12 protein-coding genes are annotated in these 13,104 nt (G+C 33.2%); 1 reads left to right on the top strand and 11 read right to left on the bottom strand.

Annotated elements, in window-relative coordinates; all coding sequences use genetic code 11:
• Positions 1 to 136: 136 nt before the first annotated feature.
• A complete protein-coding gene (locus ATE84_RS26805) occupies positions 137 to 1,882 on the bottom strand; it encodes a T9SS type A sorting domain-containing protein (RefSeq protein ID WP_369828564.1) in 1,746 nt (581 codons plus the stop codon).
• 554 nt (positions 1,883 to 2,436) lie between these two features.
• Between ATE84_RS26805 and ATE84_RS26800 the strand changes: the two genes are divergently transcribed.
• A complete protein-coding gene (locus tag ATE84_RS26800) occupies positions 2,437 to 2,544 on the top strand; it encodes a hypothetical protein (protein ID WP_369828563.1) in 108 nt (35 codons plus the stop codon).
• Positions 2,545 to 3,913: 1,369 nt separating this feature from the next.
• On the opposite strand, the gene ATE84_RS08265 is transcribed toward ATE84_RS26800, so the two are convergent.
• From ATE84_RS08265 to ATE84_RS08220, 10 genes are all read right to left on the bottom strand, one after another.
• Positions 3,914 to 4,981, bottom strand: a complete 1,068-nt coding sequence (locus tag ATE84_RS08265; RefSeq protein WP_101447511.1) for a hypothetical protein — start codon at positions 4,979 to 4,981, stop codon at positions 3,914 to 3,916.
• 71 nt (positions 4,982 to 5,052) lie between these two features.
• Positions 5,053 to 5,880 (bottom strand): hypothetical protein, encoded by an 828-nt coding sequence (locus ATE84_RS08260; protein WP_101447509.1) that lies wholly within the window; start codon positions 5,878 to 5,880, stop codon positions 5,053 to 5,055.
• Positions 5,861 to 6,430: an RNA polymerase sigma factor gene (locus ATE84_RS08255; protein WP_101447507.1), complete on the bottom strand. Its 570-nt coding sequence runs from the start codon at positions 6,428 to 6,430 to the stop codon at positions 5,861 to 5,863. The genes ATE84_RS08260 and ATE84_RS08255 overlap by 20 nt, the downstream gene beginning before the upstream one ends.
• 183 nt (positions 6,431 to 6,613) lie before the next feature.
• Positions 6,614 to 7,591: a polyprenyl synthetase family protein gene (locus ATE84_RS08250; protein WP_101447505.1), complete on the bottom strand. Its 978-nt coding sequence runs from the start codon at positions 7,589 to 7,591 to the stop codon at positions 6,614 to 6,616.
• A 112-nt stretch (positions 7,592 to 7,703) separates the two neighbouring features.
• Positions 7,704 to 8,744, bottom strand: a complete 1,041-nt coding sequence (gene rlmN, locus ATE84_RS08245; protein WP_101450924.1) for a 23S rRNA (adenine(2503)-C(2))-methyltransferase RlmN — start codon at positions 8,742 to 8,744, stop codon at positions 7,704 to 7,706.
• A 123-nt stretch (positions 8,745 to 8,867) separates the two neighbouring features.
• Complete coding sequence (locus ATE84_RS08240) at positions 8,868 to 9,791, bottom strand: chalcone isomerase family protein (protein ID WP_158237208.1); 924 nt, start codon at positions 9,789 to 9,791, stop codon at positions 8,868 to 8,870.
• Positions 9,792 to 10,082: 291 nt separating this feature from the next.
• Positions 10,083 to 11,132 carry a tRNA preQ1(34) S-adenosylmethionine ribosyltransferase-isomerase QueA gene (queA, locus tag ATE84_RS08235; RefSeq protein WP_101447501.1) on the bottom strand — a complete coding sequence of 350 codons (1,050 nt, stop codon included), beginning with the start codon at positions 11,130 to 11,132 and terminating at the stop codon, positions 10,083 to 10,085.
• 163 nt (positions 11,133 to 11,295) lie between these two features.
• Positions 11,296 to 12,522: a 3-phosphoshikimate 1-carboxyvinyltransferase gene (locus ATE84_RS08230; protein ID WP_101447499.1), complete on the bottom strand. Its 1,227-nt coding sequence runs from the start codon at positions 12,520 to 12,522 to the stop codon at positions 11,296 to 11,298.
• Position 12,523: 1 nt separating this feature from the next.
• Positions 12,524 to 12,778, bottom strand: coding sequence for a hypothetical protein (locus ATE84_RS08225; RefSeq protein ID WP_101447497.1), 255 nt, complete (start codon positions 12,776 to 12,778; stop codon positions 12,524 to 12,526).
• Positions 12,778 to 13,104, bottom strand: coding sequence for a nucleotide pyrophosphohydrolase (locus ATE84_RS08220; protein WP_101447495.1), 327 nt, complete (start codon positions 13,102 to 13,104; stop codon positions 12,778 to 12,780). The genes ATE84_RS08225 and ATE84_RS08220 overlap by 1 nt, the downstream gene beginning before the upstream one ends.

Genomic DNA, 13,104 nt, shown 5'->3' with positions numbered 1-13,104 from the left:
TTTGTTTTTATCTATATCAACAAGTTCAACGCAAAAATAATATAATTCCTGAGACACCGTCCTCTTCTTGATTTAATAAAAAAAGAGGCTGTCTAAAAAGACAACCTCTTAACATCAGTTTTTATTTGTTTAGAAATTATTTTGTTACAATAAAACTTCTTGTAATAATAGTTTCTTTAGCAGTAATTCTCGCAAAATAAGTTCCTGCAGTAAGGTTACTTACATCGATTTGCTTAATTCCCTGATCATCAATGCTACGAACCTTTTGGCCAAACATAGAGAAAATCTCTAGTTTTTGGATTGGTGTCTTACCAACTGATATATTTAAAATACCTTTAGTTGGGTTTGGATATAACATAAATCGTTTATCATTCGAATCAACATCTGTTAATTCATAAGTGTCTAATCTTAAACTTGTTCCCTGAACACAGAACTCTGTAGCATCAGAACTTGTAAACTCTCCTCCTGATGCAATAGTACCTGCACTGCTTGACAAGGTATAAGAACCATTACCATATGAACAGCAAATCCCGTCTCCAAAAGCATCAGACATTGTAAAGGTATAGCTTCCTGAAGCTGGTGCACTAATAGTTTCTGTAACAGTAGATCCATCTGGATTTGCTGTAGAGTAACTTTTTGAAGCTACTGTTGTACCTCCTGCATCTGTTAATGTCCAAGAAGTCTCCTCTGGATAGTTATCAAATGTTATACTTAGGGATAAATCACCCGTAGCGCAATTTCCGGTAGCATCACTAGTAAGTGATATTTTATCTATTGCTGCATCAGCTTGCCAAGTATTCCCAGTTACACGATTAAATCGTAATCGTAGTCCAACCCCAAGATAAGCTGCCAAATCTATTGTAGCCGACTGCCATGAGTTCCCTTGATTTCCGCTTTTATTCCAAATGCTTGTCCAGGTAACTCCATCATCATTACTTGCTTCAACATCTAGTGATCCAAAATTGGTAGCACCATACATATGATAACTAAATGAAAATACCGCTGCTGTAGAACCGCTAAGGTCAATACAAGGAGAATTAAGAATAGCTCTTTTGTTTGGGTATCCTGTATTATTTCCAGATGCTTCTACGTAAATATAAGTTGATCCATCATCTGCACTTGAAGGTCCTGTATTATTAGAAGGTGTACCACCAGAATCTCTTGCCCAATCCAAATCATCTCCTGAATCCTGAGTCCAAGCACCTAAATTAGTTTCAAAACTTTCACTATATGGAACAGCAACTCCATTTAAACATCCTGTTGCAGCTAGGGTAGTTACACTTATTGGTGTACTGGCAGCTGATTCGTTTCCTGCAGCATCTTTAGCTGATACCTTAAACTCATATGTAGTCTCAGGAGAAAGTCCTGTTACTACAGTAGTTGTAGTAGCTACTGTTGCAACTACCGCTCCATCTTGTAATACATCATATCCTGCAACACCCACATTATCAGTAGATGCATCCCAGTTTAAGGTCGTCTGACCTGCTGAAGTATTAGATGCTGTTAAATTTGCAGGTACAGTTGGTGCCTGAGTATCTGGCGCAACTGTAGTAACAGTAAGTGTTGCACTTGCAGCAGATTCATTTCCTGCAGCATCTTTTGCCTTTACAGAGAAATCATAAGATGTACTTGCTGTTAACCCTGTAATATCCGCTGTAGTTGTAGCTACAGTTGCTACTACTGTAGCACCTTGATATACATCATATGCAGTAACTCCCACATTATCAGTAGATGCATCCCAACTCAGTGAAGTAGAAACATCAGTAGTATTAGATGCAGTTAGATTAGCAGGAACTGTAGGAGCTTCTGTATCCGGAATATCTGGTTCAATTTTAAAAGCAACAACATGACTCTTTCTTACATTAGGAGATGGTCCTTTCATATACTCACTAATATGCCAGAAAGTTTTATCATCTAATGGATCAATAGTCATTTGCCCATAATCTCCATAACGGCCATCACTTCTGTTATTCTGGCTATCTCCGTCTGCAGAAACCTGTTCTGCAACAGTCATCGTTCCTACTGGGTCATTAGCTAATCGACCTGTGTATCGTAATGAAGTATACACACTAGTGCTTACTACTGTATATGCAAGCCCTATATTACCTTGTGAATCCTGAGCAATACTTCCGCAAAAAGCACTAAGTCCATCTGGTTGTGTATATGTACCTTCTTGATAAATAGTCCAAGGTTGCCCATCTGCCGTTTGTCTAAGTTCATACCAACGAATACCTGCTAGACTATCATTACCATTTAAGTCTACCACAAAGTTCATTACCACAGAGTTATGAGTTCCAAAACGTCTGTAATTTGTCATATACATCATAGTTGCCTGCAATGCATCTATGTCTGGTCCACTACCTGGTTCGTCAAGGTTTTGAAAAGATCCATTATCAAATACACTATCAAATGGTGCAGTAGCAATCTCTTGCGGTTGTGAGATTGTTGAATTCGCAGGAGTCGTCCAATTTACACTGGTTGTCCATACTTTTAGGTGATCTGTTGAAATACCAGTCCAACTATCATCTTGCATATACACGATAGAACAACCTACACCTGCCGGAGGAAGTGTTGTACCTGTAGCATTAAATCCACCTGGACTATAAAACCCATTGGTTTTTGCTCCTGGTAATGGAAAATTTACCATTTGAGCCGATGCATCTCCTGCAATCATCTTATCTCGTTCTACTACAAATACTACATCATTAGTATCTGGAGCATTTTGATCCTTATTTGCAGTAATGTAGTACCCATCACTCCAAATAGATAATTTTTCATAATCAGGAAATGTTCCTGTATTAAATCTATAGGTAGACCATCCATCATTTACCGGATCTGGTCCTTTACAGACTGCTATTAAAAATCCATTTGGTGAGTTACTAAACTCCATGATAATAAATCTATCGGCGAAGTTATCGTATACCACTACAGGATCTCCTAATGTTTCTCCAGGGAACAAGGTTCCTAAAGAGGCTTCAGCCAATAGAACGTTACCCGCTCTATCGAGGATACCAAAACCAGAGTTAAATGCATACACATAATGATTAGGGCCAATAGCCCCTGTTGCATCATTTAATACAGTTCCAACATGGGCATCAAAAGATGCTAACGGAGCTCGAATTGCCATTTTACGAGCGCTTTTTTGTTGCTCGATAAGTGGATCATTTCCTTTAGGGAATCCTTTTCCTGGAACAAAAGTATTACTTCCTCTACGTTTTTTGGGGGCAACATGATCAAGCCCTTTAGCAGAAATAATATTTTTCATTTTAGAAAATGCCGGGATATCTCTTTTATAAGCTGCTGTACTTACAGAATTAGCTTTTACAGGAGTTCCCTTTTGAGCAAGCAGCCCGAAGCTGCAAAACGCAAACAATACTAGATAAAAAAATTTAGTTTTCATATGAGTGAAATTTGGTTAATTGTTCAATTTTGCACCAATCTCAACATAAGTAGCAACGTCTACATTTTGAGGCAAAAAATATAGAATCGTTATTTAATTTGGAAAGAATTATTTCAACTATGACTTTGGATAAATATAAAATATTTCATCCAGAAACAAAAAAATAAATTGTCATAAAATACTTACAATCAAATGATTACGTTAAAACCATAATCAAATTAGGGGTTGCGCTTTTATATAAATATTTAACAAAAAATCATTTTTAGTAAATTATTCAACGACAAAACATACATGTTTAGCATATAGACCTGATGGGGTAGCCTTCAAATAAAGGTATGAGAATCATAACTCAAATAACCAATAAAACTTAAAAACTAAAAGAGCGATATCATGATATCGCTCTTTTAAAATAATTATTACTCATTTCTACTTCATTAAAGAAAAACTATTTCATCTATAAAAGTTTATTAATTTTATAAAATATACGGGTAAGTATACCTATTTATTTATCGATTAAAAGTCAAAACGCAATCCCAACGACACATTGTTTTGTTCAACCTCTGCATTTTTAAAAATTGGAGACAGATCATATTTGGCATATATAGATATATCCCCAAAACCAATATATCCACTTAATCCATATATCAAATCACTAGTATTATAATCTCTTTTAATTTTATCTTTAACCCGATCGCCGTTTTCTTTATATTTTAATTTTTGGCGAGTACTTATATTTACTCCGGCATATCCCCCTAGACCTATTCTAAATCTTTTTTTTGTAGAATATCGTATACTTTTTTCTGTCTCTGTTACTTTTGACGGACCAAATTCAAAATGTACAGGAATCACAAGATTATCCATTCTAAATTTGGATTTATCCAATTCTACTCTAAATTCTTCTAATGTTGTTTGATTACCATTTTCTACAAAATATCTATTATCTGTAGGTTTTAAACCATTAGAAGTATATGAAATTCCGTATTTAACTCTTAGGAAGTTGGTATTTCTAAATACTCTTGTTTTCCAGGCCCATCCAATTTCAAAGAACCTACTTCCAGAAATTTTATAATCAGAATCATCCAATGATTGCCCATCTACAATTGCATTGTTAAGTCCAAAAGCAATTACCAAATTTGATGATGTACGCCTATCATATTTTATTTTTCTTTCCTTTCCCGTATTTATCTTTAATCCCAATATCACATCTGCATTTTCTTCTTGTGTATTTAAACCTAAAAAGATTTTAGGATCTTCGGTATTTACATTCTCTAATCCATTACGTTCTAATAATGCAATCTTATTATCAATAATAGCTAATCTATTTTCAATATTAAGAGCATGCGTCTTAGCAACTTCTTCTTTAAGTTTTTGTGCAGCTTCTTTGGTTATTTCGTTATTTACAAACTTTTCATTAATTTCTTCTACTTCCCTTTTTAATGCTTCTTTTTCCGCATTGATAACGCGCTCTTTCTGCTGTTTCAATTGCTCTATTACTTTATTATCACTTACTTCCTGCCCTCTTGACAATTGGGCAAAAAGTGCCATGGCCACAAATGTAGCTATTGTAACTATCGTCTTCATTTTTTTGAATTTTATTTGTAATCTCCCTATTATAATAGGGAGATTACGGGTTATTTGATTGATGAATGATTTTAATTATCTCTTTCTACTACTGCTGTCTTAACTTTCTGAAAACCTGTTTTAAGCGCTTCATAAACACGTTGTTTAAAAGTTTCATCAAGTTCTGCTTCTACATCCTGTAGAAGATTTGATGCACTCACTGTAGTAGATTTTAATATTTTTTCTACTGAAATTTCCCGTTGAGCTTCAAGTAATAACCTATTAATTTCATCATCGGTTACTTGAGTATTGTTTTTTTGAAGCTCTTGAATTTGTGCCACTACTCCTGCTACTTTATCTTCAATTATCAAAGAATCTACCGGTAAAATTTTGTTTTTAATCGTATTGGCATTTTTATGATTTTCTACTAACTCAGTATCATAATTCCTATTTCCTAATACCTTTTTTGCAGTCTTATCCTCATGCATTATTAGTTCTGAGGGAACATTTTTCTTTTTAAGACTTTCTTTTTCTTTTTTAAGAGAGGATGTCACAATATTATTCGATATTGGATTTTCTTCAAAAGCTTTAGAATCACTTTTCTCTATAACTTTTTGTTCTGTTTCCTTATTTTCGACTACCTCTGTACTTTCTTTTTTTATAACCTCATTATTATTATCAACAAATTGAGTGTTATCTTGTTCTGAAACTGGATTTTGGTTCACCAGTATTGAAGTCAGAATTAAAACTCCAACAAAGATTGCTGCAATACTATACCATTGGATTTTTTTACTTTCTTTTTTTTGTTTTCTTGCGCTGTCTAACTGCGTTGTTAATCGCTCCCAAGAATCACTCGAAGGCTTTATAGGGCGTTGCTCCAGCTTTTCTTTCATCTTTTCCTCAAATTTCAATGGCGCCATTACTTATCTTATTTTGTTGGTTTAACTTTTGCTGTAACGTTCTCCTTGCTTTAAACAGTTGAGACTTTGAAGTATTTTCAGAAATCTCTAACATCTTTGCTATCTCATTATGTTTGTATCCTTCTATAGCGTATAACACAAATACCATCCTATACCCTTCTGGCAAACTATCTATCAGTTCCTGAATTTGTTCTACTTCCAATTCTGTATTAATATTGTTCCAGGATTCTTCAGTATAGCTTGTTATTTCTTCTGTAAAAAGAACCTGTTTTTCTTTTCTTAAAAAAGAGATAGATTCATTAACCATAATTCTTCGTACCCATCCTTCAAAACTTCCTTCGAATTTAAATTTATTCAGATTCATAAAAACTTTTAAAAACCCTCCAAGCATTACTTCTTCGGCAAAATGAATATCCTTAATATATCGTCTGCACACACTAAGCATTTTGGGTGCATATTGATTATATAACTGATGCTGTGCATCGCGATATTGCTTTGCCGCCCTTTTAATGAGCTGGGTTTCGCTTTTATAAAATTGAATAACTTTCAATATAAAGTCAATTAATTAGATCTTCTATTTACATAGACGAGAATAAAAATAAAAAGGTTGCCTCGTATTTAAAATAATTCGTGTTGCATTATAAATATCTAGAGGTAATTGAAATCTTTTTTTCTTAACAAACTCATTGTACGCTCATTGCGTTCCATTTTTTTAATACTAAAAAGTTTCTAATCATTTTTTTCGGTCGATAACATAATCAACCATAAGTTCTAGAGAAGATTTATAGTCTGAATCTGGATATTCTGATAAGATGGAAAGTGCTTCATTTTTAAATTGATGCATTATTTTAATAGCGTACTCTAATCCTCCACTTATTTTTACAAAGTCTATAACTTCTTTAACTCTTTTTTTATCTTTATTATGATTTTTTACCGAGTTAATAAGCCACTTCTTTTTTTCTTTAGTGCAGTGATTTAGTGTGTAGATAAGAGGGAGTGTCATTTTTTGTTCTTTAATATCAATCCCGGTAGGTTTTCCTATAGCTGTATCACCATAATCAAATAAATCATCTTTAATCTGAAAAGCCATTCCGATGAGTTCTCCAAATTTTCTCATTTTTTCAACATCATCAGAATCAGGGGCTACAGAACATGCTCCCAAGCTACAACATGCTGCTATTAGAGTTGCTGTCTTCTGGCGGATAATTTCATAATATATCTCTTCTGTGATATCAAGATTTCTAGCTTTTTCGATTTGTAACAGTTCTCCTTCACTCATTTCTCTGACTGCTACCGAAATAATTTTTAAAAGATCAAAATCTCCAGAATCAATAGAGAGTAACAATCCTTTTGACAATAGGTAATCTCCTACTAAAACTGCTATTTTGTTTTTCCATAAGGCATTAATAGAGAAAAAGCCTCGTCTTTGATTAGAATCATCAACAACATCGTCATGAACCAAGGTTGCGGTATGGATCAATTCGATTACCGAAGCTCCACGATATGTTCGTTCGTTTACGTCTCCTCCAGATACCATTTTAGAAACCAGAAAAACAAACATAGGTCGCATTTGCTTACCTTTTCTATTTACAATATAATGTGTAATTCTATTGAGTAAGGCTACCTTAGATGTCATTGATTCTGAAAACTTTTGTTCAAAAAGCTCCATTTCATCAATGATTGGTAATTTTATTTGTTCTACAACTTTCAATATGCTGTACTTGATTCTGTTTTCTATAGTAATGCGAAGATAATGTAAATAGTTTTTCTTTGAAACTGATACTGCTATATATCAAGAATATCACCCTAATTTAAAAATATAGCTAGGATTTGTTAGCTAACTGACCACAAGCTGCGTCTATATCTTTTCCACGACTGCGGCGAACATTTATAACAATACCATGAGATTCTAGTGCATTAATATAATTATCTATTGTTTTGTTTGATGCCTGTTGAAATGCTCCATCATCAATTGGATTATATTCTATCAGGTTTACTTTACATGGAACATAAGAACAGAATCGTATCAAAGCATCTATATCTTCTTTTCTATCATTTATCCCTTTCCAAACAACATACTCATAAGTGATTCTACTCTTTGTTTTTTCATACCAATATTCTAATGCTTCTTTAAGATCTATAAGTGGAAATGTTTCATTAAAAGGCATTATTGATGTCCTTACTTCATCTATTGCAGAATGCAATGAGACTGCTAATTTAAATTTCACTTCATCATCTGCCATTTTTTTAATCATTTTTGGCACACCAGAAGTAGATAATGTGATTCTTTTTGGGGACATTGCTAATCCTTCTGGAGAAGTAATTTTATCAATAGCTTTTAATACATTAGTATAGTTCATTAAAGGCTCTCCCATACCCATAAACACAATATTTGACAAGGGACGATCATGATATAATCGACTTTCTTTATCAATCGCCATTACCTGATCATAAATTTCATCAGGATTTAGGTTTCTCATTCTTTTTAGTCGAGCTGTTGCACAAAATTTACAATCCAAGCTACATCCAACTTGAGACGACACACAAGCTGTAGTTCTGGTTGGGGTAGGAATTAGCACTGATTCTACTATTAATCCATCATGTAATTTTACTGCATTTTTAATCGTACCATCTGTACTTCGTTGCATTTGGTCAACCCGAATATGATTGATCACAAAGTTTTCCTCAAGTATTTTTCGAGTAGCTTTAGAAATATTGGTCATATCATTAAAACTATGAGCCCCTTTACTCCATAGCCATTCATAAACCTGATTTCCTCTAAAAGATTTATCTCCATTTTCTTCAAAAAAAAGCCGTAACTGATCTTTGGTTAAGGTTCTTATGTCTTTTTTCTTCACATTCATAACTTCTGCAAAAGTATAAAGATAAATGGTACCGTAGCCTACATCTTCGTTCTTTATTATAGCGATCAAAAAACCCCGGAAAAAGTATCCAGGGAATTTTAGTAGTATATTATAATGATTATCTTATTTTTTTATTCTTTTCCATTCATGGACTCCACCTCCACCTTTATACTTAACTTTAAGTATATTTGATTCATCCTCATCAATCCATATTTGGCATTCTGAAACTTTACCGTTTTTTATATCTGTAAATTTTCCATTTACGTATCTATTTCCTTTTAACCTTAACCCTTTCAAAATTACCAACCCTTCTACATTTTGATTTTTATCAGCACCCTGGCATTCATAACAGATCGCGTCTCTTTCTGATATACGCATCATCCTCTGTATTGCCCCATACACTTTTTTGTCTATAACATATAATTGAACAATACTAATAGCAACCCCTGTTTTTTTATCATATGTTTTCCACCTTCCTAGTATAGGGTTAGGCTCATAAGAAGCAAGTAAATCTTCTTTTAATTTTAGATCAATAGGGTTTTCTCCTAACCAAATTTTGAACAAGGCTTTTTTGAATTCCTTACTATTTATTGTTCCTAGCAATTCCTTGTTTTTATAAAGAGTTAATTTTCCGCCTTTGACATACAAAATTTTGTAAATATCAAATCTATTTATCTCATTAGGAAGAAGATTTAAAAAATCTCTTATTTGGTTTTCTAACAAGTAACTATTACCATCTGTAGCTCTTTCTAGACCATTTCTTATAATACCTTTAAACTCACTATCAGTAATTGAAGAAATAATCTTAATTGTAATAGCCATAGTAACATCCTTTTCTGCTACCATAACCCCATCTTCTACTCCATCCACTTCAAAGTCCAAATATAATGCCATAGCATATAATTTTTCTGTCGACCCAGCACCATTAAGCATTAACTCTGATTCATTAAAAACATCAACATCATTAAAGCTAACACTACCAACCTTAGTTTGGGCATAAGAAAAAACAATACTAAAAAATGCTACGTAATAAATTACTTCTTTCATTCTATAATTAGGTTTAGTTCTTTTTTCATAATTGGAACATACAAAAAAACGATACAAATTTATAAAAAGTACGTTTATAAGCCTCATCTAGCATGTATTTCGTCAAAAATCTATATTAACTGCTTTCTGACCCTCAATAAATTACGGTTTTACCGTAATTTATTGAGGGCTCGAAAATAGTATTTTTTTTGCGAAAAATGCAATTTAATAGACTAATTTCTAGAAACATACAAAAAAACCTTGCTGGTTTTATGGTTTAGCAAGGTTTTTAATATTATTCATTTTATACTTTTAGATGATTAGCATAGCATCACCATAAGAATAAAATTTATATTTTTCTTTCACTGCTTCTTCATATGCTTCTTTAATAAAATCATGTCCTGCAAATGCCGACACCATCATTAATAAAGTAGATTTAGGCGTGTGAAAATTTGTAATCATACAATTTGCAATACTAAAATCATAAGGAGGAAAAATAAATTTATTGGTCCATCCTCTAAACTCATTTAAGGTTCTGTCAGATGACACCGAGCTTTCGAGAGCTCTCATTACTGTGGTTCCTACAGCACAAATTCTTCTTTTATTTTCTATCCCATTATTAATAGTATGCGCAGCTTTAGCTGTTACATATGCTTCTTCGCTATCCATCTTATGTTTAGATAAATCTTCAACCTCAACAGGGTTAAATGTTCCTAAACCTACATGTAATGTAATTTCTGCAAAATCAACTCCTTTGATTTCTAGTCTTTTCATTAAATGTTTAGAAAAATGAAGTCCGGCAGTCGGTGCAGCAACAGCACCTTCATTTTTAGCATATATAGTTTGATATCTTTCTTCATCTTCGGGTTCTGCATCTCTTTTAATGTATTTTGGCAGAGGTGTTTCTCCCAAATCATTAAGTTTTTGTCTAAATTCATCATAGGAACCGTCATACAGAAAACGTAATGTACGTCCTCTAGATGTTGTATTATCTATTACCTCTGCCACCAAACTCTCATCATCTCCAAAATACAGTTTATTACCAATACGTATTTTTCTAGCTGGATCAACGAGTACATCCCAAAGTCTTGTTTCAGAATTTAATTCTCGTAATAAGAATACTTCAATTCTAGCTCCTGTCTTCTCTTTATTACCGTACAATCTGGCCGGAAAAACTTTAGTATTATTAACAACCATCACATCATTTGGCTCAAAATAATCTATAAGATCTTTAAACTGTTTATGCTCTATGGTTTGATCCTTTCTATTAAGAACCATTAGGCGAGATTCATCTCTGTTTTCAGCTGGATACTCAGCCAATAAATCTTGTGGAAGATTAAAATTGAAATGTGATAGCTTCATTCGTATTTATTTTTTGAAGGTGCAAATATACAATCTTGCGATAGGGGTTGTCAAGTAAATTAGAATATATTTACATATCCAGAGGTACTGTTTTTTAATTATCCTATAAAAATTCGCCTTCAAAACACCTTAGCTAGCACCTACTAACCAGCTTTAACCCTCTTTATGCTTCTGAAATTTTAAATCCTAATTTCTCTAAATCTAACCAAAAATCGGGGTAGGATTTAGAAACAACATTAGCATCTTCGACATATAATGACGTTTTAAGTGCAAGAGGAGCAAATGCCATAGCCATACGATGATCATGATACGTTGCAACAGTTTTATCTTTTTTCATTAATGCAGAAGGCTCTAAACGAAGAGAATTCTCAGTAATATGAATTTGCCCTCCTAATTTTTCAATTTCATTTTTTAAGGCCTCAAGACGATCCGTTTCTTTTATTTTTAATGTATGCAATCCAGTAAGGTAGCATCCAATACCTAATCCAAAACAAGTTACTGCTATTGTTTGAGCAATATCGGGAGAATTAGACAAATCTAATCCATCCTGAAGCTCCTGGGGTTTACCCGATATCTTTTTTAAGGTAATTGTATTTTGATCAAAAGTCGTTTCTACTCCTAGGTTTTTGTAGATTTCTGCAAGCTTAGCATCTCCTTGATAGCTCTGTTCTTTATAACTTCCAATAGTGACAGATTTATTATCAGATAAAGCAACAATACTATAAAAATAGGAGGCAGAACTCCAATCTGATTCTACTACAATATTTTTAGGAGAAATTTCTTTACAAGGATTAATAGTAATTTTATTGTCTTTAAAAACACCCTTAATACCAGCATCATTTAACAAACTTAATGTCATATTAATATAAGGCACAGAAGTTACTTTTCCTTCTAATAAAATTTCTAATCCACTGGGCAAAGAGGAAGCAATTAGCATTAATGCCGAAATGTACTGACTACTCACATTTGCTTGTAAAGAAACAGAATTTGTTTTGGGTTGCTTGCCATGAATACGTATCGGAGGATACCCCTGTTCGTTTTCATAACTAATCTCACACCCTAGTTGTTGCAATGCTTCGACCAATATTTTAATTGGTCTTTCTTTCATTCTTTTACTTCCTGTGAGTACAGTTTCTCTACCTTCGTTAATTGCAAAATACGCCGTAAGAAAACGCATTGCTGTACCTGCATGATGGATATCCACAATGAGTTCATCACTTTGCAATGCTTTTTGCATTAACTCAGAATCATCACTATTAGATACATTTTCGATACTTATACTAGGATATAATGCCTGGAGTATTAGCAGTCTATTTGTTTCACTTTTTGATCCCGTAATCTGCAGTGTATTGCTTTCAATATTCGGAATATGTTCTAATTTCAAATTCATTTTATCGATTTGATTTCCGTTTTCTTAATTCAAAATAATATCCCATGATCATCCCGTATACTAATCCTCCTACGATTCGAGATATCATATACCTAACCCATTGTTGATCATTGATTCTTTCTTCTATAAAAGTATCCCAAGCAGCACTACTATATTGCATAAAATACTCAATAACACTAAAAATAATTATAAAACTAAATCCTACAAAAAACACGGTAGACCAGTATCTTTTTGACGAAAGAATTGATGCAAACATTATTTTAATTTTTCGTTATTATGGTGACGATTATGGTCTCTTTTTGTTTTGATATCCAGCTTTTTATCAAAAGCTTCCTGAAGGTTAATCCCTGTTTGATTAGCCAGGCATAACACTACAAACAAAACATCAGCCAATTCTTCTCCAAGATCTTTATTTTTATCACTTTCTTTTTCACTTTGCTCACCATAACGTCGTGCTATAATTCTAGCTACTTCTCCCACTTCTTCTGTAAGCTGCGCCATATTGGTTAGCTCATTAAAATACCGAACTCCATGATTCTTGATCCAATCATCAACGGCCTGTTGTGCATTTACAATATTCAT

Source organism: Aquimarina sp. MAR_2010_214, from assembly GCF_002846555.1.
Lineage (GTDB): Bacteria > Bacteroidota > Bacteroidia > Flavobacteriales > Flavobacteriaceae > Aquimarina.
Note: the sequence above shows the minus strand (reverse complement) of the source record. Positions and strands in the feature narration are given on the sequence as shown.